Origin of the sequence: Brevundimonas sp. R86498, from assembly GCF_044598075.1 — a bacterium.
Lineage (GTDB): Bacteria > Pseudomonadota > Alphaproteobacteria > Caulobacterales > Caulobacteraceae > Brevundimonas.
In genome coordinates, this window is the sequence record NZ_CP139004.1 from 2,712,386 (window position 1) to 2,732,807 (window position 20,422).

Consider the following 20,422-nt stretch of genomic DNA (forward strand, 5'->3'; position numbering starts at 1 on the left):
GGTTACTATTGGCATCCACAATGCCATAATGGTATCCGCAAGCGGGCCGGTCAATCGATCTGGTGGGGAACGCCGTCATGCTGGTCGTCCACGGGCTGGACATCTCGTACTTCACCGGGAAGCTGGAGGGGTATCTCCGCGCAAAGGGCCTCGCCTACCGGCTTCAGGAAATGGACACCCGGGCCTTTCGCCGGCTGGGCCGGATCACTGGCGTGCAGCAGATGCCGCAGCTGGAGCTACCGGACGGACGCTGGATGACAGACACGGTCCGGATCATCGACGCGCTGGAGGCCGAGCATCCCGCGCCGAGCCTGACGCCCGAAGACGCGGTCTGCGCCTTCATCGCCGGACTGATCGAGACCTATGGCGACGAACATCTGTGGCGGCCCGCGCTCTACTACCGCTGGGCCTTTGCCGACGACGCCCGGTTGATGAGCGCAAGGCTCGCGCGGGGGATGTTGCGCGATGTGCCGGGTCCCCTCGCACTGAAGCGGCGGTTCATCCTGATGCGCCAGCGCGCCCACTACCTGCACGGCGAAGGGGTGACGACAGCCAACCGACGCGAGCTCGAGGCGGACTATCTGCTTCTGCTGGACGCGCTGGAGCCGGTCCTGCGGCAGCGCAACTGGGTGCTAGGTGATGCTCCGACGCGGGCGGACATCGGCCTGTTCGGCCCGCTATTCCGGCATTTCCATTGCGACCCGACGCCCGGACGAATCCTGAGAGATCGCGCACCGGCAGTGGCGGCCTGGGTCACAAGGCTGTGGGCCCTGGAGGATGTCCCGGACACGGATGCCCGCTCGCTGGATCAGGTCCCGGACGATCTGGCCCCCCTGTTCGCCCTGATCCGGACCCGCTTCCTGCCGGAACTGGTCGCCAATGCCGCAGCCGTCGCCACGGGAGAGCGGGAGGTCCTTCACTGCATCACCCCGAACGCGCCGATCCGCTACCGATCGAACCCTTACCGCGCCGGGCGGCTGTATCGGCTGCAGCATGAGCATGCGGCGCTGGACGGGCTGTCGAGGGTCCGGGTTACGGACATTCTGGGAGTGGAGCTCTCCGGCCCCCTGTTTCCGCCAGCGGCCGCCCTCCCCTTCCAGCCCGGCGGCCTGCGCGACCGCTGGGGTCGTCCCACCCGCTGAATGGAATTGCCATGACCAAGTCCTACGTCCTCTACGGCATGCCGGTGTCGATGTTCACCGGCAAGGCCCGGGCGCATCTGCGCAAGCGCCGCGTGCCCTTTGTCGAGCGCCTGATCAGTCATCCCCGGTTCGTGGGAGAGGTCGCGCCCTCGATCGGACGGTTGATCATCCCGGTGCTGGAGACCCCGGATGGCGAAATCATCCAGGACACTGCGGATATCCTGCGCCACGTCGAATGGACCTTTCCCGGAGAGGTCTCGATCTACCCCACCACGCCGCGACACGCGGTGGTCGCGCGCATTTTCGAGCTGTTCGGCGACGAAGGCATGATCCGCACGGCCATGCACTATCGCTGGAACTATCCCGATCAAAACATCGGCTTCCTGCGCACTGCTTTCGCCGCCGGTATCGCGCCGGGTGCGGACGCCGCAGACGCGGAAGCCATCGCCGGGGGCGCGATGACAAAGATGCAGGGCTATCTGCCAGCGCTGGGCGTCTCGCCGGAAACCATCCCCGCAATCGAGGCGGGCTATGAGGCGTTGCTCGACGCGATGAACCGCCATTTCCAGCGCTCGCCCTATCTGCTGGGCGGCGCGCCCTGTGTCGGGGATTTCGGGCTGATCGCCGGCTTCCACGCCCATCTCGCGCGTGATCCTTATCCGGCTGAGCAGATGAAGACCCGGGCCTATTTCGTCTGGCGCTGGGTGGAGCGGATGATCGCGGCCGACGCCGACATGCCGGAGTTTCCCGACCTGGCCGAGGTCTATGCGGCCGACGATCAGCTGGCCCCGACGCTGATGCCGGTGCTGGAGGCGGCCGGGCGGATCTATGGGGCGGAACTGGCCGCCCAGGTCGCCGGCCTCGACGCCTGGCTGGTCGACCATCCCGACATCCAGGCCGGCGAGGCCCTGCAGTCTTCGGACCGGGCGCGGCGACCGCGTGGTACCGTGGCTTTCGACCTGATGGGGACGCCGATGACGACGGCGCTGCGGGCGTTCAGCGTCTTCAAGCTGCAGGCGGTGACAGACGCCTTCGACACCCTGGCACCATCCGAACAGGCGACCGTCAGGGCGACGCTGGAGCCGACAGGACTGGCTCCGTGGCTGAGCCTCAAGGCTCGGCGGCGGATCGCGCGGGTCGACAACCGCGAGGTCTGGGGCGATCCCGTGGCCTGAGGATCGCCCGGGTCTCGCGTCAGTTGAGAATCTTGCCCAGTTGCATGGCCAGGCCCATGTCGCCGTCGATCTTGATCTTGCCGGACATGAAGGCGGCGGTCGGGTTCAGCTTGCCGGCCGCCATATCGAGGAAGTCCGATTTCGAGATCTTGACGGTGCAGTCGGCCGCGCTGTCGGCATTGTCGACGACGACCTCACCCGCCGTGGCGTCGATGCGGATGACACCCTCATCGCCAAAGTGAAACTTTACAATCTTGCCGGCTATGCCCCCGTTTGCGGCGACCCGGTTGCGGATTTCCGCAGTGATTTCGTCTAGCGTCATGTCGGCTTCCTCCATAGTCTCTTCAACTGCGCGGAATGGCGCAGTGGTGATCATTCCTGCCTAATGTTATGGCATTCTTGATGTCAATAATTGGAGATCTTCTTGGCGGATTCCGCTGACATCCAGCCCGCGGTCGACGGGCGTCGCGTGCGCAGCGAACGGAGCCGTTTCGCCATCGCTCGCGCCCTGCTGGATCTCGTCCGGGAAACCCGCCAGATGCCGACGATGGACGCCGTCGCTGACCGCGCAAACGTGTCGCGACGCTCGGTCTTCCGGCATTTCGCGGACACCAATGAACTGATCATCGCCGCGACCCATATGCAGCGCGACGAGGTCTTCGCGCGATTTCACTCGCGCGACATCAGCCAGATGGCCGAACCCGAACGGGTCAAGGCCGTGGCCCAGCGGCTGGGCCGTCTGTGGGAGTATGTCACCCCGGCCCGGGCCGTAGCCGGAGCGATGCGGGCGGACAACCCCGTGATCGATCGTATGCTGAGCGAGGACGATGTCACCCACAGCAGCTATCTGAACGCCATGTTCTCGGCCTCGCTGGCGCTGGCACCGCCGGCAGAGCGGGAGCTGTTTCTGCAGTCGATGGTGTCCGCCTCCTCATGGCCGACCTGGGTCGGGCTGCGGCGTGATCAGCATCTGACGGTCGTCGAGGCCCGCCGCGTCATGGAGCATACCCTGCGCGCGCTGCTGCAGGCGGCGCGCTCAGCCGCCTAGAATAGCCGCTTCCGGGCGATGGTGTCCGTGCCGCGCGGCAGGCTGAACAGCATGCCGTCCTCGCCCACGGTGATCGGCCCGTCATAGTGTTTGCGGGCGTCGCCGAGGAAAGCCGCATAGCCGTAGTCCAGCGGCTGGGGCGGCACGAGATGGTTCAGCACCAGGGCGTCCACCCCCGCCTCCCGGGCCGTATCGGCCGCCTGTTCCGGGGTGGCGTGATAGTTGACGATATCGCGCATGATCTGGGCCAGATGGGGCATATCCCGCTCATCCAGCCGGCGCTCGACCGCCGACAGCAGCGCGGGTTGGAGCGCCTCATGAACCAGCAGATCCGCATCCCTGGCCATGGCGGTCAGATGGGGCGAGCGCACGGTATCCCCGCTGAAGACGACGCTGCGGCCCGCGTAGTCGAACCGGTAGCCGACCGCCGGATGCACCGGACCGTGATCCACGCTGAAGGCCGTCACGACCAGACCGTCCGCGCGGTAGACCACAAGGCCTGCGGGGGCGGCGGCCGCTGTCGCGCTGAAGGCCATCGGCATGGCTCCGTGGCCGGAGGGCGGGGCCAGCGCGGCTCCGTGGTGGGCGCTGCGGTAGGTGCCGTCGAGGGCATAGGCGACATTGAACCCGTTCGCGACGGTCTCCACACCCTCGGGGCCGAACAGCGGCGTCGGGCGGGCGTGGGTGCCGCCGATCCAGCGCTGCATCAGGACCGGAGGCAGGCCGTCGATATGGTCCGAATGGAAATGGGTCAGGAAGATCGCCTCGATCCGGCCCGCGGGGATGCCCATGCGCGACAGGCTGCGGGCACTCCCCTCCCCGCTGTCGACCAGGAAGACCTTGCCTGCGACGATGACCGCGCTGCAGGGACCGGCCCGGGTGGGGTCCGGCATCGGGGACCCGGTCCCGCAGAGCCCGACATGGAGACCGTCCGGCACGGTGGCGACCGTGTCGCGGCCGACCTGGCTGTCGGCAAGCCGTTCCAGAACCCGGGTCCCGATGGGCCGCTGGAATACGACGAGCAGGCCGACGACCACGAGGAGCAGGGCAAGCCCGGCGAAGGCGATACGGCGAAGGGTCATGGGCGGATTCCGGAGCGGCGGAGAGAGTCGCTCCGGCGGAGCCCTCCGAGCGCTTCAATGATGGCGTTCTCGACCAGCCACAGCCGGTCCTGACCCCAGGTGGCGAGCGCCCCGAAGCGGAAGGAGGGAACACCCCACAAATCCTCGGCGAAAAGGGCGCGGCGATTTTCCTCGGCCACGACGCGCCAGCGCTCGTCCTGCATCCAGCCCCGGGCCTGATGCCAGTCGAGACCGGCGCGCTCGACCAGTCGTCGCAAGCCCCGGTCCGACCCCGCGTCCACCCCTTCGGCGAACACGCCGCGCAGGAAGGACGATGCGAACTCGGGCCCCTGGCCGGTGGCCATGGCCCCGTGGAGGACAGCCAGCCCCCGCTCCACCGGACGCCCCACGGGATCGCAGACCCGCCCGAACGGAAGCTCAAGGCGCTCGGCCTCGCGCATGCAGTCGCGCAGGATATAGTTCCGCTTGGCGGCCGGCACGGGCAGGCCGCGCATGACCATCGGCAGGACGAAGCGCAGTTGGAGCTCAACCCCGTAGTGCCGGGCCAGTTCGCGCGTCCGGTCGATGGCGAGCCAGGTGTAGGGGCTGCGGAACGAAAGAAAGAACTCCAGCGGCGGGGTCGATGCACTGGCCGCATGGACCGTTTGTTCGAAGCGGAGCTGCGGCCGCTCGGCCAGCAGCCTTTCGCCGTTCCCCTCCCCGCAACCCAGCGCCCGCAGCCGGAGCTCCAGATCCCCCAGCCGATCCAGCCCCCAGTACCATTCCCCGGCATGATACAGGGTCGCGCCGAGGTAGTGCCCCAGCCTTTGCCGCAGTCGCTGGCCCGTCGCGAGCGCCTGTACGACGGCTGCGGGCGGTGCAGTGCCGAAGGCCATGGCCGCCGTGGCCAGCGGCTGACCGGTCCACAACGCGCGGCTGACCACGGTCGCAGCCTCGAAAAACTGTCCACGGCCGATCGCGGCCTCGAGGATCGCATGCGCCTGACCGGTGTCCGCAGCCGTTGGCGGATGACGCGTTTCAAACCCCAGCTGCCAGGCCGGTGCAATCAGGGCGGCATCGCGGCGGGCATAGGCCTTCAGCCGGTCGCGCTCGGGAGCCGCCCAGTCGGCAGGAGGCGGGACCAGATGGGGGATGATCGTGATCCCGTACTGAGCGGCGACAGCCCCCAGCCGCTGGACGAGCAGCGCCGACCAAGGATCGTCGACCTGGTGGAAGTAGAGCACTTCATGGGGTTGCCCCCGACGAGCCCGCCTCGCCTCAAGGCGGGCTCGCCGGGCGTCACGCCGCACCGGAGACGTGATCCCCGCCGCGACCATGGGGCCGATCAGCGCGCGCAGTCCCATGGTCGGACTCGCCTCCCCCGCTAGAAGCTGCGCCGCAAGGTAAAGCCGGCCGTCCGGGGCGGCTCCATGAAGGCGCTCTGGCTTCCCGCCTGGAAGACGGTGTCAAAAGCGATGTTGATGATCCGCTCGTCCGTCAGGTTGCGGACCCAGACCTCCGCCGACCAGACCCGGTCCAGGCTGCCGATGCCGATACTGGCATTCATCAGGACATAGGCGTCCTGTTGCGACAGCGGATCGAGATCCTGGGCGGTCATGTAGTCGGAACGATAGAGGTAGTTGAGGTTGGCCCTGAGACCGACCGAGCCGTTCAGCGGCACGGAATAGGTGATGCCCCCCGACACCTGCACGTCCGAGACAAAGTTGGGCGTTTCGCCGCTGAGATCCTGGACGGTCCGACCGGCCACGATCTGGGCGGCAGTGGGCGTGGCGTTCGGGAAGTCCGTGAACTGGGCATCCTGCAGGGTGCCGCCGCCGTCGAGGATGATGTGGTCCGTCAGCTGGATGCGATAGTCCCACTCAAGGCCCCGGCTCTCCAGACCACCCGCATTGATGATCCGGAAGGCTGTGCCGTCGAACCCGTTGGTCTGGTAGTTGTCCAGCGTCTGGAAGAACACGTTGGCGTTGACCTGGGCCCGACCGCTCCAGAGCCGCAGCTTGGCCCCGGCTTCCCAAGCGTCGACGGTTTCTGGATCGAAAACCACGCGCGCGGGATCTGCGACCGGATTGCCCGGCGTGGTCTGGGCGGCGGTGCGGCTGAGGTTGAAACCGCCGGACTTGTAGCCCCGGGCATAGCGGGCGAACAGATTGACCCCGTCACTGACCGCATAGGCCGCGCTGACGGTGCCGGAGACGTCGTCATCGGTGAAATCGGTCGAGAAGGGATTCACCGCCGGGAAATTCTGGACCACCCGCAACGGCGCGAATGGGGCCAGCGGACCGACGAGCGGGATCTGGGACAGGCCATCGAACGACTGGATCCGGAAATCGGCGCTCTTCTCCTCGCGCGAGTAGCGCAGCCCCCCGGTGATCGACAGCTGTTCTGTGGCATTCCACGTCGCCTGACCGAACACAGCGGCGCTGCGGCTCTCGTAGTCATAGTCGTCATTGACAGCGACGCCGGCGCGCACGAGGGAGCCGACCGGGCGTCCGGTCGCCTGTTCGAGGCGGGTCACGACCGGGACCGTAACGCCGGGCGCGACCGGCACCCGCGGGGTGATGGCTTCAAAATAGGCACGGAACTGGCTGCCATAACGCAGCTCCTGATCGGCGAAGATATCCTGATCGAACAGGAAGGCCCCGACCAGCCACTCAAGTCGCGCATCCGGGTCGGCCGAGGCGAGGCGCACCTCCAGCGACCCTTCCGTGATGTCCTGACCGCTCGTCTGGGTCAGCAGATCCAGACTGGTGTAGTCGGCATCGATCGTGGGCAGGGTCTCGTAGGTGCGCCGCGCCGCGATGACCGTCAGGTCGACTGCCCCCAGATTCCAGTCCAGCTGAGCGGAGATGCCCTGGTCTTCGGAGGCATCGGACGTCGGCTGGGTGCCCGGGTTCAGGGCCACGTCATAGCGGGTATTGTCGACGAAGGTGCCGGCCACACCACCGTAGGTTCCGGCCGTCCCGGGACGCCGGACGCCGCCCAGGGCCGTGATGGCGTTCGCCGTCGGACCATAGAAGACCGGGATGGCGACGCAGCAAACCTCGTCGGTCTCGGAATAGTCAGCGATGAACCTGAGCGTGGCCTGGGGCGAGATATCCCACAGGAGCTGGCCCTTCACCGACCATCGGGAGCGGTCGTTATAGGTGTCGCCGGTGCCCAGATCGGTGACATAGCCGTCGCGTTGCTGGGTGGTGGCGGTCAGACGACCGGCCAGACTGTCGCCCAGGATCGGACCGGTCACCGTCGCGCGCAGCTGGCGATGGTTGTAGTCGCCGAAGGAGGCCTCGACCTGGCCACCGGGCGTGAATTCGGGCAGTTCCGTCTGCACACTGATCACCCCGCCCGAGGTGTTCCGGCCGAACAGGGTCCCCTGTGGCCCGCGCAGGACCTCGATCTGGCGGACATCCGACAGGTCGCCCAGGGCCGCACCGGGCCGACCGCGGTAGACACCGTCAATGAAGACCCCGACGGACTGCTCGAGCCCGGTGTTCTGGCCGGGCGTGCCGATGCCCCGGATGGTGAAGATGGTCTGGGTGGACCCGGCGCTTGAGTTCACCACCAAGGTCGGGGCCACGACCTGCAGGTCGCGGACGTCGCGGACCTGAGCCGCCTCGAGCTGCTCGGCACCATAGGCGGTGACGGCCACCGGAACGTCGAACAGGCTCTCCGGTCGTTTGGTCGCAAGAACGATAATCTCATCCAGCACCACCGGGTCGGACGCCGCCCCCGGGGCCGTCTGGGCCATGGCGGTGGATCCCGCCGCCAGCGCCGCAGCCAACGCCAGCGCCGATACACCCTGTGTCTTGCAGGTCTTGCTCATCGTCTTCCCCCCAATGCGGTCCGCGCACTTGCGGACCCCGACCGTTCCCTGTCCTGTCTCGTGTCTCACGGCGGACTTGACGAAACCATTAGCACCATTAGTGCCAAAATAAAGCGGGAACCGCGAAATAAGCTTTGCCGCCCGAATCTCGCGTGGCTATAGCTTTTGCAGGGCATAGGTCGGGAGACCCCGCGTCGCCAGTCCCCCTGATACCCGTCACATTGAATGCCAGAGGGGTTGTGTCATGATCACTATCGTCCGGATCGCCCTGCTGCTGGTCGGGGGCCTGACCCTGCCGCTCGCGGCGGGATTTCTCCTCGCACCTGCCCGGGCAGCGGCCCGGCTGGGTCTGGAAGCGGTGGGGCCTGTGGGCTGGTCCACCCTGAGGGGCGACTTCCTCGGCATTTTCGTAGTCATCGGCGGCTCGGCCTTGTACGCGGCAGTCCGAAACCGGTCCGATGTGCTGATCGTCCCGATCCTGATGCTGTCCGTCATCATCCTCGGACGACTGGTCAGCGCGGTGCTCGACAACAGCGGCCCCGCCGCCCTGCCGCTGATCGCCGCCGAGGTCCTGATGCTGGCGATCGTCGTTCTGGGCTACCGCACCCTCCCCTGACCTCAGGCCTTCAGGGCAAGGCCGGCGATCATCCGGAAGAGCGATCCGTAGGGCGGGGCAATCAGCCGGCTGGCGTGCCAGCGGCCAGCCTCGAACACGCTGCGGGCATGGCTGAACTCCTCAAAGCCGCGTCGGCCGTGATAGGCCCCCGAGCCGCTCTCCCCCACCCCGCCGAACGGCAGGTTCTCATTCGTCAGGTGCAGCATGGTGGCATTGATCGTCACCCCACCCGAGTGGGTCGCGTCCAGCACCTGATCCACCACCCGGCGGTCGTCGCTGAACACATAGAGCGCCAGGGGCCGCTCGCCGGCGTTGACGTGGGCGCAGGCCGTTTCGATCGAGGTCGTGGAGAGGACCGGCAGCAGGGGACCGAAGATCTCCTCACGCATCACCGCCAGATCAAGGGGCGGGTCGATCAGGACAGTCGGTGGAATGCGCCGGGTCCGCGCCGCCGCGGCCGCGTCGTGGGGGGCCTGAAGGACCTCAACGCCCCGGTGCCGGGCCTCCTCGATCATGGCGTTGAGCCGCGCATAGTGCCGGTCCGACACGACCGCGGTGTAGTCGTCATTGGTGCCGACATCCGGATAGAACTGCCCGGCCTGACGGATCACGGCCTGCCCCAGCGCCACGGCGCGGCCGCCGGTGGCGAGGACATAGTCGGGGGCCACGCAGGTCTGACCCGCATTCAGGAACCGTCCCCAGGCGATGGGGTGCGCGATCCGCTCCAGCGGCACATCGGCGTCGACAATGACGGGCGACTTGCCGCCCAGCTCCAGCGTGACCGGCGACAGATGTCGGGCGGCGGCCTCGGCCACCGACCGTCCCACCCGGGTCGAGCCGGTGTAGAACAGATGGTCGAACCGGTGGGCGCAGAAGGCCTCCGCCACGTCCGCCCCCCCGGTGACCACGGCGACCTGATCGGTCGGGAAATGCTCCGCCAGCAGGGTCGCCATCAGGGCCGAGGTGCGGGGCGTCAGCTCGGACGGCTTGATCAGGGCCCGGCAGCCCGCCGCGAGTGCCGCGACGAGCGGCACGAGGGTCAGCTGGACCGGATAATTCCAGGGCGAGACGATGCCGACGACGCCCTTGGGCTCATGCCGGATCCGCGAGCGCCCGGGTGACGCCATGGGCGGGGTGGCTACAGTGCGCGGGGCCATCCATCGGCCCAGATGGCGGCGGGCGTTGCGGGCCGCCTGGGCGGTCACTGCAATCTCGACCAGGCGGGTTTCGTCGCGGGACCGGCCACCGAAATCCGCGTCGATGGCGTCGGCAATGGCGGCTTCATTGTCCAGCACCAGCCGCTCGATCGCCAGAAGATCGGCCCGACGATCGGCCAGCGGTCGCCGGGGCTGACGCGCAAAGGCGGCGCGCTGGGCCGCGATCAGCGGACCGATCGCAGCGATGTCCGCGGCGGTCTCGGGGGACTGGGGCATCAGGTGGTCTCCAGGATCATCGGGGCCGCGCGGGTGGCGATCATGATGGTGGGGGCATTGGTGTTGCCGCCGATGAGCCGCGGCATGACGGAAGCGTCCACGACCCGCAACCGTTTCACACCCCGGACCCGGAGCTGCGGGTCGACGACCGCCAGCTCGCCCGTTCCCATCGCGCAGGTCCCGACCGGATGATACAGGGTCTCGGCCCGGGCGCGGACGTCGTCCATCAGGTCGGCCCGGCTGGTCCGGTCCGGGCCAGGCAGCAGTTCGGCCCGCCGGTCGAAGGCGAAGGCCGCCGACCCCAGAAGGGTCCGGACCATCTGCAGACCGTCGGTCAGCACCTCCAGATCCGTCCCCACCGTCAGATAGGCGGGATCGATGGCCGGGGGCACGGCCGGATCCGGCGAGACGATCCGGATCCGCCCCCGGCTTTCCGGATACAGGACGCAGGCATGCAAGGTGGCACCGTGCCCGACCGGCAGCTCCCGCCCGTGCGGAGCCGCCAGCCCCGGTGTAAACACCAGCTGGATATCGGGCAGGTCGCCGGCGCGCGAGGACCGGACAAAGGCCCCACCCTGGATCGGATTGGTCGACAGGGGGCCGGGTCGCCCCCCCATCCAGGCGGCCACCCCGCTGATCAGCGTCGGCAGGGCCCGCAGTGACAGGCCGATGGACGTGGCGCTGCGGGTCGAGATCTGGCCGATGATGTCGATGTGATCCTGAAGGTTGCGGCCCACGCCGGGCAGGTCGATCACCGGCGTGACACCCGCCGCTCTCAGGTCATCAACATCGCCGATGCCCGACAACTGCAGCAGCTGAGGCGAGTTCACAGCTCCGCCGCACAGGATCACCTCGCGGCGGGCGGAGAGCGACAGGGTCTGGCCGGCAATCTCGACCTCCACACCCGTGGCCACGCCGCCCTCCAGCACGACCCGGTGCACGAGGGCTCCGGTCCGGACCGTCAGGTTGGGGCGGCCGAGCGCGGGTTTCAGGAAGGCGTCGGCCGCGCTCCAGCGGCGCAGGCCACGCTGGGTCACCTGATAGGGACCAAAGCCCAGCTGGGCCGCCCCGTTGAAATCCGCATTGCGCGGATACTGCAGGAGGGCCCCGGCCTCGAAGAAGCCCTCGGTGAGGCGGTTCAGCGGACGGACCTCCTGAACCGTCAGCGGGCCATCGGCACCATGCCAGTGATCCCCTCCCCCCTGGTGGCCCTCGACCTCACGGAAAGCAGGCAGCGCCGTGTCCCAGCCCCAGCCTTCGCAGCCGTACAGATCCCTCCATTCGTCGTAGTTCTCCGGTGCCCCCCGGATGTAGTGCATGGCGTTGATGGCGCTGGATCCGCCCAGCGTCCGCCCCCGGGGCCAGTACAGGCGACGGCCGTTCAGCGCCGTCTGGGCCTCGGTCTCATAGTGCCAGTTGAACGCCTTCGACTGGATCGCCAGTCCCATCAGCATCGGCATGAGCACCAGCGGGCTGTCGTCGGATCCGCCCGCTTCCAGCACAAGGACGGAGTGCGCCGGATCGCGTGACAGCCGTTCGGCGAGCACGCAGCCGGCCGACCCGGCCCCCACAATGATGAAGTCAAAGACGGTCCGGCCCATTGCCCTAGCCGATCTGGAGCTCGGGGCGGGACAGCTGCCCGTTCCGGTCCCGGTCAAGGCGGGCAAAGGCGCGGTCGTGGGCATTGTTGTCCCGGATCATGATCGCGCGCGCCCGGCCGGCCTGCGCCGCGCGGCCGATGAAGCAGCGGAACTCGGCGGGCGTGAGCGCGCCGGACCTGTCGGCATCACAGGCCACGAAATCCCCGGCCGGGGTCACGGTCTGCGCAACGCCTGGCGCCGGCAGCATGGCGACCAGGACGACGGTGGCAAACAGCGCGGACGAGAGCGACATGAGAGGGTTCCTTGTTTCCGGCGGGGCTTTACACTCACAGCCATCTATTGTCATCCTGCATGCCAATAGATAGGGCAAGGGCCGAAGCGCCGCCTGGGGGAACGAGGGATGAAACCAATCGTCTGGATCGGCGGCGCGGTTGTGGGGCTCGCCCTGCTCGGCTTCGGCGGGCTCGCGCTGAAGGACTATGTCGTCCTGCACATCGCAGGATGGCGGGGTCCGCCGGTGGGTCCGAATCGTCCGGTGGTCTGGCAGGCCGGCCCGGCCACGCCCGCCGCCGCCCCGGCCGATCGCCCGCCCAATATCATCGTCATCCTCGCCGACGACCTTGGCTACAACGACATCAGCCTGAACGGCGGACTCGGGAACGGCACGGTCCGCACCCCCAACATCGACGGCCTGGCCCAGAGCGGCGCGGTCCTGGCCACCGGCTACGCCGGCAACGCCACCTGCTCTCCCTCCCGCGCGGCCCTGATGACCGGCCGCTATCCGACCCGGTTCGGGTTCGAGTTCACGGCCGTTCCGGTCCAGCTGGCGCAGCTGATCCCCACGCTCGCCCCGCGTGGGGACGGCCCCCGGCCGGTGTTCCGCAGGGACCGGGTCGCAGAGACCCCGCCCTACGAGGACATGGGTGTGCCCGCCTCCGAGATCACCCTGGCCGAACTGCTCAAGGGGCAGGGCTATCACACGATCCATCTGGGCAAATGGCATCTGGGCGAGACCAACGGCATGCGCCCCGAACAGCAGGGCTTCGACGAGAGCCTGGGCTTTATCGTCGGGGCCCAGATGTTCCTGCCGGCCAAGGACCCGAATGTCGTCAACGCCCGCCAGGATTTCGATCCGATCGACAAATTCCTGTGGGCCAACCTGCCGTACAGCGTCCAGTACAACGGCGGCGAGCGGTTCCACCCCGACGCCTATATGACGGACTATCTGACCACCGAGGCGCTGGCCGGCATCCGCGCCAACCGCAACCGGCCCTTCTTCATGTACCTGGCCTACAACGCGCCGCATACACCGCTTCAGGCGCTGAAGTCCGACTATGACGCCCTCGGCCACATCACCAACCACCGCGAGCGGGTCTATGCGGCCATGATCGTGGCGCTGGACCGGGGCGTGGGCCGGATCATGGCCGAGCTGAAGGCCCAGGGGCTGGACGAGAACACCCTTGTGGTCTTCACCAGCGACAATGGCGGGGCCAACTATCTGGGGCTCCCGAAGATCAACGCCCCCTTCCGGGGCTGGAAACTGACCTTCTTCGAAGGCGGCATCCGGGTGCCCTTCATGATGCACTGGCCCGAGCGGATTCCCGCCGGCACGCGACTGGCCGCGCCTGTGTCGCACTTCGACATCTATGCCACCGCCGCCGCCGCCGCCGGCGTTGCCCTTCCCGCAGACCGGAAGATGGACGGGGTGGACCTGTCGCCCTTCCTCGCCGGTGAGGCCGCCGGTCGCCCGCACCAGGCCCTGTTCTGGCGCTCGGGCGGCTATCGCGTGGTCCGCTCGGGCGACTGGAAGCTTCAGGTGCTGGATCGCCCCGCCCGGACCTGGCTGTTCGATCTCGCCTCCGATCCGACCGAGCAGCGTGACCTGTCCGCCAGCCGGCCCGATGTGGTTGCGGCCCTGACGGCTGAGCTTGAGGCCCACAACGCCGCCCAGGGGCCGACGATGTGGCCGGCCCTGGTCGAGGCCCCGGTGGGCGTGGACCGGACCGGCGAGGAGAAGATCCAGCCCGGCGACACCTACGTCACCTGGTCGAACTGAGCCCGGCGGTGCAGGCCCATCCGTGGATGCTTTGGGCGGCAGCGGCGCTCCTGTATGCCGGATTCCGGCTCTGGTACGACAACTGGCGCGGACCCGTCCGGCCGCGTGAGATCGAGGCCTTCATGGCCCGGGCCGAGGCCCTCTGGCCGCCGGGGCTGAATAACCTCGACCAGATCCGCCGCTTTCTGGAGACCGACGACGGACGCGAGTTCATCATGGTCAATCTGATCCGCGTCCGGACCGGCGATGTCGCCGATCCGGTCACCGGACAGAGCCGCAGCGGCCTGTCCCTGCTGCGGGCCTATTTCGCGGTCTTTGCCCCCACCCTGATTGCCGGCGGCGGCCTGCCCCTGCTCAGCTACCGCAAGATCTCGGGCTATGTGGATCCGCTGAACGTGCCGCCTGACCCGGGGTGGACCGTCGCCGGCCTGATGCGCTACCGCAGCCGCAGGGACATGATGGTGCTGGCCACCGATGCGAACTTTCTGCGCGCGCATGAGCTGAAGATGGCGGCCCTGACCCACGCCATGGCCTTCCCCGCCCAGGCCGTCTCCACCCTCGTCGCCGGCCCGCGGCTGGCCGTTGCGATGGGACTCGCCCTCGCCGCCGCGCTCGGCCACTTGGTCTGGCTGACGGTCTGAACCAAGGCCGCCAGCCGGGCCTGCGGGGCCTCAGACGACGCTGAGCATTACGCCGACCGCCGGTGGCGTGCGGCCGTCGACCATCTCCAACCACGCGTCCCGAACCGCCTCGGGCCCCCGCCCATGGCGGACCTCGAGCAGGGCGCGGGCCTCGGACGCGATGCGGGCGCTGGCAGACTGGGCGCGGACCATGGCCACTCCGGGACCCCAGTCCTGCTCGCGCTTGCCGAACTGGGCCGGCGCGAAGAAGAAGGTCGGTGTCGCCCCGCGCGTCTCGCCCTTGTGACGTTTCGCGTCCCAGTGGGTCGCGCCCACGATGGAGCTGAGGACGACGTTTTCGCCCAGATGATCGTCGATCGCGCGGATCACGGCCCCGGATCCGGACATGTCGATAAAGGCTGTCGGGACGCCGGTCTCCAGCGCCTCGACCTTGTCATAGGTCAGGACCCGGTCATAGACGTCGAGGGACTGCGTGAAGGCGACGTTGCCGGGTGAGGTCAGGCCGACGATCTCCACGGTCTTGTCCGGAGCGCGGGCCAGCAGCCAGGCGAGGCCGAACGCCGTCTTGGACGAGGCGCTGCCGATCAACACGCGGCTCGCCCCGAACATCGCATTGTCCTCCAGATAGTCGGACAGGATGTAAGAGGTGGCGAACAGGGGAAACAGCAGGCATCGCTCGTCACCCATGGCCGCAATCTCGGGCGGCTCGGCCGCGACGCGGCTGTACAGATTGTACAGGCCCGGCAAGGCCCGGCGGTGGTCGGCAAAGTCGATGAAGGGGTCCGCCCTCACCCGGCCCGGCTTCAGCACCACATGCGAGGCCATCGGGAAGAAGCCATACAGCCGTTCGCCAATGTCCAGCCCCGGACAGGCGGAGGCGACCACGGTCCCGTAACCCCACACGGGAACCAGGCCCCAGTCGGCATCGACGGGGAAGAACCCCCAGTAACCGATGAGATCGCCGGTGACGGCGTAGCTGACATTGTTGGCCGTCAGGGCGAACCGGTCCACCGCAACGACCACCTCCCCTTCCGCCGGCTGCGGCAAGGGGAAGGTCTGGATCCGTGTCGTATGGAGGTCCTTGCGCGCGACCTGCATCTGGACGAACTGGTTCATGACGATCTCCGCTGGCGGGGAAGCTCCGGTCCGGACGACCGATCCCCGTGCAGCCGTTTGATGAGAGCGAACTATACCGCCACCCCGAACCTCGACCATCGCCCTGAATGCGCTAGAACACCAGCAAGGCGTCGAGGGCGAAGGGCCACCCAGGGTCTCGAAGGCTGCCGGCCTCCTGAGGCGGTCAGCGCCTGTCACCATCCGAATAGCGGCTTCCATATTCAACCGGATCCTGCCCATCCGAACGGCTGAACACTGGCAGAAAGCGGTTCGGCGCTGCGAAATCTTCCTGAGCGAGAATGCCAAGCGCGGTGTCGGCCATCGCTTCCAGCGGCTGGATCAGGCGCACGATCTCGGGTGCCACCAGACTTACGCTGCCGCTGTCTTCCAGACAGGCAAGGACGGGACGGCGTCTTGGCGGCTGGGACTTGATTGCGGCCAGCAGTCCGAGCGCGAGTTCGTCAAGATCGGCCACGATCAAGGCGGGCGGTTCGTCCTCAGCAACCAGGCGGCGACCCCATTCCAGCCCGGCCCCGAAGTCGCCGGACGGTGCCGGGCAAAGTCGCCCGGTATTGGCGGCGGCCAGGACGGCCTCTCGTCTCTGGCGGACCAGCCAGCCGTCCGCTTCGCTATGAACGAACGCCGCGGAGCCCGCATCGACGCTGCCGAGCAATGTGGTCATCGCCTGGGCATGATCGATCGAGACGAGGACACCGGCTAACGCGGGATCGGCGTCGATCCGAACGAACGGAACCGATCGGCCAGCCAGCATGGCCAGAACCCTGGGATCGTCGGCCAGCGGGCGCCACAGGAGGATGCCATCAGGCCGCAAACGGTCCAGAAGTCGCTCGATATAGAGTACGGCCCCCAGACCCTGCGGCGGGCGATCGACGATGAGATGGCGGCCCAGGTCACGACAGCGCTCGACCGCGCAGCGCTGGAACTGGCCCGGCAGGTCCGAAGTCCCGTGGCCGATCAGCATCAGGAAGATGAACGACTGCGCACTGGGCAATCCGCGCGCGAAAGCGTTGCGGCGGAACCCGAGAGCCTCTACGGCCTCCCGGACCCGCTGGGCCGCGTCCGCACTGACGTACGGCTGGTTGTTCAACGCCCGCGACGCGGTCATCACTGACACGCCGGCCATCGACGCGACATCCTTGATGGTCGGCCGGGTCAAGGAACTGAAACCTCACCTGTCATGCGGCTGGTTCTGGGGCCCCAACTCATCGCTCGTCAATGGATGCGACATCACGGCCGAAGCCGCGAGGCCCGGACCCGTGCCTGGCCGCTGAGGTCTGGAGAGACAGCATCAGATCCCACAAAGATCCGGTAGTCACCGCCCGCGATCGACCAGCCGTGACGCTGCTCGTCCCAGCTGGCCAGCAGACGGCGGTCGGCGGTCAGCGACACCGTCCGGCTTTCGCCGGAAGCCAGGGAGACAGGCTGGAAGCCGATCAACCGCTGCTGAGACCGTCCGGGTGCGTCCGTCAGATAGACCTGCGGAACGTCCACACCAGCCCGGTCGCCCGTATTGGTGACGGTGAAGCGCACCGTAAGGCTATCGCCGCCCTCGACTGTCAGGTCGCTGTAGGTGAAATCCGTATAGGACAGGCCGAACCCGAACGGGAACAGGGGCCGCTCTCCCCTCGCCTCGAACCACCGGTAGCCGACATCCGAGCCCTCGATCGTGTAGTCGACCGGGAAGCTTGGTCGCGGCGCACCCATGGCCACCAGACCGACCGGCGGCTGGTCGATGCCCGGGATCCTGGGACGCGGCAGTTGTTGCACGGACGCCGGGAAGGTCACCGGCAGACGGCCCGACGGATTCACGTCGCCGAACAGAATGTCGGCAATGGCCTCGCCGCCCTTCGCGCCAGCGTACCACGCCTCGAGCACCGCCGGGACCCGGTCAAGCCACGGCATGACCACCGGTCCGCCGGTCTGAAGGACCACGATGGTGTTCGGATTGGCCCGGGCGACCGCCTCGATCAGCGCCTCCTGGTTGCCCGGCAGGGACAGATCAGGAACGTCCACGGCCTCGGTGGTCCACTGCCCGACGAAGACGACGGCCAGATCCGCCTGTGCGGCCAGATCCACCGCCTCGGAGATGTAGCGCCCATGGGCGAACCGTACCGTGGCCTCCGGCACTTCGGCCTTGATCGCCGCGAGCGGGGAAGAGCCATGGTAGAGGGCGTTGCTGAACGGGCCCATGGCGTTCTCGCCGCCGATTCGCACAGTCGCAGCGGGCCCGCCGGGCGCCGCGACCTGGGAAGATCCACCGCCGGACAGGACGCCGACGTCCGCCTGGTCACCGATCACCACGATGTTGCGGGCCGTTCGCGCCAGTGGCAGCAGGTCGCGCTCGTTCTTCAGCAGGACGATGCCGCGCTCGGCGACCCGGCGGGCGACCTCCGCATGAGTGTCGAAATCGATGGTGCCGCCCGGCTGCGGCTGATCGTCGAACAGACCCGTGGTGATCATCGTCCGCACGATGCGGTGGGCAGCGTCGTCGACCCGGGCGATATAGCGCGCATCGCCGGCGAGGACCCGCTCGGTCAGCAGCCGGCCGAAAAAGGGCTCGCGATCCAGTTGTTCGCCCGACTGCTGGTCGAGGCCATGGAGCAGGGCCTCGGTCGAATGGACCGCCCCCCAGTCGGACATCACCCAGCCCTTGTAGTCCCAGTCTCGCTTGAGCACATCGTTCAGCAGGGTCGGGTTCTCACAGGCATAGATCTCGTTGACCCGGTTGTAGGCACACATCACCGAACCCGGCTGACCGCGCTCGATCGCCAGCTGGAAGGCCAGAAGATCGCTCTCCCGCCCGGCCGCTTCCCCGATGTTGGTGCTGTGATAGTTGCGCCCGGTCTCGTTGCCGTTGAAGGCGAAATGTTTGATCGTCGAGATGATGCGGTTGCTCTGGATGCCGTGGATGGCCTCTCCGGCCAGGGTGCCGGCCAGCAGCGGATCTTCTCCCAGATATTCAAAGTTTCGGCCGTTGCGCGGGTCGCGCACCAGATTGATGCCTCCCGCGAGTAGCACGTTGAACCCCTTGGCCCGGGTCTCGGCACCGACCATCGCCCCGCCCTCGTGCGCCAGTTCCGCATCGAAGGTGGCGGCAAGGGCCAGGCCCGACGGCAGGGCCGTGGCTCCATCTCCGCGAATGCCCGCCACCCAGGTGACGCCGAGGCTGGCATCGGTCTCACGCAGGGCGGGCACCCCCAACCTTTCGATCCCGGAGATGAAACCGGCCCCCGGAATGGCCCCCTCCGGCATGGGCGTGTCGCCAAAGAACGGCAGCGGCATGGGCCCGTGCAGAAGGGAGAGCTTCTCCTCCATCGTCATCTGCCGGACGAGAGCCGCAGCGCGGGCATCGGCGTCCGGCGTCTGGGCATGGGCTGGCGCGACCAGGGCTGTGGCGGCGAGAAGGGCATATGCGAGAGGTCTGCAGATCATATCCGTCCCCGTGGCACGCGCGACGCGCCTGATTGTTGTTAGACAACGTTACCATATCGGGTCAGGGCAGTTTGGCAACCGGTCCCTTTTGACGCATCAACCGAGCGGAACGGTCCCGGGCGCGGAGGTGCTCTGTCCCAGACGGATGCTGTAGGCGAGCCGGGCAGCCGTCGCGGGCGCACCCTCCACCAGGGCCTCGGCCAGATCGATCGCCGCTGCGGCCATCCCGGCGAGGGGCTGGCACACTGTGGTAAGCGTCGGCCACCCGGCCAGAACCGTGTGCAGCCCGTCGAACCCGGCGATCGAAAGACAGGCCGCTGCAGGTTCGTCGGAGCGCAGGCGCGCAGCGCGGCGCGCCCCGACCGCCATCATGTCGTTGGAGGCGAACACGGCCGTGGGCGGATCGCGGAGATCCAGCAGGGACATCGTCGCCTCGAAACCCGAGACCTCGGTGAACCAGCCCTGGCGAATCAACTCCGGATCGATCTCCAGCCCCGCGCCTCGCAACGCCCGGATATAGCCTTGGCGTCGGGACTCCGCCGCGCCGTGACCCGGATGGCCGGCAATCAGCGCGATCCGCCGATGCCCCAGCGAAACCAGGTGACCGGTCATCTCGGCCGCCGCAGCCTCATCGTCCATGGCCACATGGACGCTCCGCTCCAGATCAAGGGTCGGCGCGATGCGGACCACGGGGGCACCGGTCGCCTCGAGCGCGGAAATGATGCGCATGTCGTCGACAAGAGGCGGCAGCAGAATGAAAGCGTCCTTGGCAAGGCCGCTGGTGATGGCGCGGATCTCGACTTCGGGATCGGCTCCCGCCCGCACGATTTCGACGGCGAGACTGCAGCCCAGGGTCTGGCATCGCTCGATCAGTCCGACCTCGAGCGCCATGATGTAGGCATAGTTTTCCCGATAGGCCGAAACCGGGGCATAGGTCACGAGGCCGATCAGCCGGCTCCGGGCACCGCTCAGACCCCGAGCCGCGAGGTTCGGCGTATAGCCAAGCGCCGTCACCGACGCCCGCACGCGATCGCGGACCTCCGGCCGGACACCGGCCTCCCCGTTCAGCACGCGAGAGACAGTCTTGAAGGAGACGCCGGCATCCTGGGCGACGTCCTTGATGGTCGGCTTGCGCCCGGGGTGGTTGCCATCCTTGATCACCCGCCCCGTCTACGCCATTCGCAGGGGGGCCGTCACCTGCCCGACCGCTTTTGCTTGACGCTTTGCGGGAAAGGAATA

Annotated in this window: 17 protein-coding genes; 6 read left to right on the top strand and 11 right to left on the bottom strand. The window is 67.8% G+C overall.

The window, feature by feature from the left end; all coding sequences use genetic code 11:
• The first annotated feature begins 77 nt into the window (after positions 1 to 77).
• Together SJY26_RS13340 and SJY26_RS13345 are read left to right on the top strand one after the other, a co-directional pair.
• Positions 78 to 1,142, top strand: a complete 1,065-nt coding sequence (locus SJY26_RS13340; protein ID WP_396593496.1) for a glutathione S-transferase family protein — start codon at positions 78 to 80, stop codon at positions 1,140 to 1,142.
• 11 nt (positions 1,143 to 1,153) lie between these two features.
• Complete coding sequence (locus SJY26_RS13345; protein WP_396593497.1) at positions 1,154 to 2,317, top strand: glutathione S-transferase N-terminal domain-containing protein; 1,164 nt, start codon at positions 1,154 to 1,156, stop codon at positions 2,315 to 2,317.
• A 19-nt stretch (positions 2,318 to 2,336) separates the two neighbouring features.
• On the opposite strand, the gene SJY26_RS13350 is transcribed toward SJY26_RS13345, so the two are convergent.
• The gene (locus SJY26_RS13350; protein WP_396593498.1) at positions 2,337 to 2,639 is read right to left on the bottom strand and encodes an SCP2 sterol-binding domain-containing protein; all 303 of its coding nucleotides are present in this window, start codon (positions 2,637 to 2,639) and stop codon (positions 2,337 to 2,339) included.
• Positions 2,640 to 2,741: 102 nt separating this feature from the next.
• Here SJY26_RS13350 and SJY26_RS13355 point away from each other — a divergent pair, with 102 nt between their 5' ends.
• Entirely contained in the window at positions 2,742 to 3,365 is a 624-nt protein-coding gene (locus tag SJY26_RS13355; RefSeq protein WP_396593499.1) for a TetR family transcriptional regulator, read from the top strand.
• Here SJY26_RS13355 and SJY26_RS13360 read toward each other — a convergent pair.
• The 3 genes from SJY26_RS13360 to SJY26_RS13370 are packed head-to-tail and all read right to left on the bottom strand — an operon-like array spanning position 3,362 to position 8,267.
• Positions 3,362 to 4,447, bottom strand: coding sequence for an MBL fold metallo-hydrolase (locus SJY26_RS13360; protein ID WP_396593500.1), 1,086 nt, complete (start codon positions 4,445 to 4,447; stop codon positions 3,362 to 3,364). The genes SJY26_RS13355 and SJY26_RS13360 overlap by 4 nt on opposite strands.
• Positions 4,444 to 5,790 (bottom strand): DsbA family protein, encoded by a 1,347-nt coding sequence (locus tag SJY26_RS13365; RefSeq protein WP_396593501.1) that lies wholly within the window; start codon positions 5,788 to 5,790, stop codon positions 4,444 to 4,446. Before SJY26_RS13365 ends, SJY26_RS13360 begins: the two co-directional genes overlap by 4 nt.
• A gap of 20 nt (positions 5,791 to 5,810) precedes the next feature.
• On the bottom strand, positions 5,811 to 8,267 hold the full coding sequence (locus SJY26_RS13370) for a TonB-dependent receptor (protein ID WP_396593502.1): 2,457 nt from the start codon (positions 8,265 to 8,267) through the stop codon (positions 5,811 to 5,813).
• A gap of 244 nt (positions 8,268 to 8,511) precedes the next feature.
• On the opposite strand from SJY26_RS13370, the gene SJY26_RS13375 reads away from it, so the two are divergent.
• The gene (locus SJY26_RS13375; RefSeq protein WP_396593503.1) at positions 8,512 to 8,883 is read left to right on the top strand and encodes a hypothetical protein; all 372 of its coding nucleotides are present in this window, start codon (positions 8,512 to 8,514) and stop codon (positions 8,881 to 8,883) included.
• Positions 8,884 to 8,885: 2 nt separating this feature from the next.
• Here SJY26_RS13375 and SJY26_RS13380 read toward each other — a convergent pair whose 3' ends face one another.
• Genes SJY26_RS13380 through SJY26_RS13390 form a run of 3 tightly spaced genes read right to left on the bottom strand, consistent with a single transcriptional unit; the run spans position 8,886 to position 12,209 of the window.
• Positions 8,886 to 10,316, bottom strand: a complete 1,431-nt coding sequence (locus SJY26_RS13380; RefSeq protein WP_396593504.1) for an aldehyde dehydrogenase family protein — start codon at positions 10,314 to 10,316, stop codon at positions 8,886 to 8,888.
• The gene (locus SJY26_RS13385) at positions 10,316 to 11,917 is read right to left on the bottom strand and encodes a GMC family oxidoreductase (RefSeq protein WP_396593505.1); all 1,602 of its coding nucleotides are present in this window, start codon (positions 11,915 to 11,917) and stop codon (positions 10,316 to 10,318) included. Before SJY26_RS13385 ends, SJY26_RS13380 begins: the two co-directional genes overlap by 1 nt.
• Before the next feature lie 4 nt (positions 11,918 to 11,921).
• Positions 11,922 to 12,209 carry a hypothetical protein gene (locus tag SJY26_RS13390; protein WP_396593506.1) on the bottom strand — a complete coding sequence of 96 codons (288 nt, stop codon included), beginning with the start codon at positions 12,207 to 12,209 and terminating at the stop codon, positions 11,922 to 11,924.
• 108 nt (positions 12,210 to 12,317) lie between these two features.
• On the opposite strand from SJY26_RS13390, the gene SJY26_RS13395 reads away from it, so the two are divergent.
• Complete coding sequence (locus tag SJY26_RS13395; RefSeq protein ID WP_396593507.1) at positions 12,318 to 13,973, top strand: sulfatase-like hydrolase/transferase; 1,656 nt, start codon at positions 12,318 to 12,320, stop codon at positions 13,971 to 13,973.
• An 8-nt stretch (positions 13,974 to 13,981) separates the two neighbouring features.
• Positions 13,982 to 14,614 carry a hypothetical protein gene (locus SJY26_RS13400; RefSeq protein ID WP_396593508.1) on the top strand — a complete coding sequence of 211 codons (633 nt, stop codon included), beginning with the start codon at positions 13,982 to 13,984 and terminating at the stop codon, positions 14,612 to 14,614.
• A 30-nt stretch (positions 14,615 to 14,644) separates the two neighbouring features.
• Here SJY26_RS13400 and SJY26_RS13405 read toward each other — a convergent pair whose 3' ends face one another.
• From SJY26_RS13405 to SJY26_RS13420, 4 genes are all read right to left on the bottom strand, one after another.
• A complete protein-coding gene (locus tag SJY26_RS13405) occupies positions 14,645 to 15,730 on the bottom strand; it encodes a DUF2855 family protein (protein WP_396593509.1) in 1,086 nt (361 codons plus the stop codon).
• A gap of 184 nt (positions 15,731 to 15,914) precedes the next feature.
• Complete coding sequence (locus SJY26_RS13410; RefSeq protein WP_396593510.1) at positions 15,915 to 16,907, bottom strand: LacI family DNA-binding transcriptional regulator; 993 nt, start codon at positions 16,905 to 16,907, stop codon at positions 15,915 to 15,917.
• Positions 16,908 to 16,978: 71 nt separating this feature from the next.
• A complete protein-coding gene (locus SJY26_RS13415; protein WP_396593511.1) occupies positions 16,979 to 19,183 on the bottom strand; it encodes a glycoside hydrolase family 3 C-terminal domain-containing protein in 2,205 nt (734 codons plus the stop codon).
• A 96-nt stretch (positions 19,184 to 19,279) separates the two neighbouring features.
• Complete coding sequence (locus tag SJY26_RS13420) at positions 19,280 to 20,344, bottom strand: LacI family DNA-binding transcriptional regulator (RefSeq protein WP_396593512.1); 1,065 nt, start codon at positions 20,342 to 20,344, stop codon at positions 19,280 to 19,282.
• Positions 20,345 to 20,422: the final 78 nt, after the last annotated feature.

Coding starts and splice junctions, on each gene's coding strand:
- SJY26_RS13340 (WP_396593496.1), top strand. CDS start 78: ATGCTGGTCGTCCACGGGCTGGACATCTCGTACTTCACCGGGAAGCTG.
- SJY26_RS13345 (WP_396593497.1), top strand. CDS start 1,154: ATGACCAAGTCCTACGTCCTCTACGGCATGCCGGTGTCGATGTTCACC.
- SJY26_RS13350 (WP_396593498.1), bottom strand. CDS start 2,639: ATGACGCTAGACGAAATCACTGCGGAAATCCGCAACCGGGTCGCCGCA.
- SJY26_RS13360 (WP_396593500.1), bottom strand. CDS start 4,447: ATGACCCTTCGCCGTATCGCCTTCGCCGGGCTTGCCCTGCTCCTCGTG.
- SJY26_RS13365 (WP_396593501.1), bottom strand. CDS start 5,790: ATGGGACTGCGCGCGCTGATCGGCCCCATGGTCGCGGCGGGGATCACG.
- SJY26_RS13370 (WP_396593502.1), bottom strand. CDS start 8,267: ATGAGCAAGACCTGCAAGACACAGGGTGTATCGGCGCTGGCGTTGGCT.
- SJY26_RS13375 (WP_396593503.1), top strand. CDS start 8,512: ATGATCACTATCGTCCGGATCGCCCTGCTGCTGGTCGGGGGCCTGACC.
- SJY26_RS13380 (WP_396593504.1), bottom strand. CDS start 10,316: ATGCCCCAGTCCCCCGAGACCGCCGCGGACATCGCTGCGATCGGTCCG.
- SJY26_RS13385 (WP_396593505.1), bottom strand. CDS start 11,917: ATGGGCCGGACCGTCTTTGACTTCATCATTGTGGGGGCCGGGTCGGCC.
- SJY26_RS13390 (WP_396593506.1), bottom strand. CDS start 12,209: ATGTCGCTCTCGTCCGCGCTGTTTGCCACCGTCGTCCTGGTCGCCATG.
- SJY26_RS13395 (WP_396593507.1), top strand. CDS start 12,318: ATGAAACCAATCGTCTGGATCGGCGGCGCGGTTGTGGGGCTCGCCCTG.
- SJY26_RS13405 (WP_396593509.1), bottom strand. CDS start 15,730: ATGAACCAGTTCGTCCAGATGCAGGTCGCGCGCAAGGACCTCCATACG.
- SJY26_RS13415 (WP_396593511.1), bottom strand. CDS start 19,183: ATGATCTGCAGACCTCTCGCATATGCCCTTCTCGCCGCCACAGCCCTG.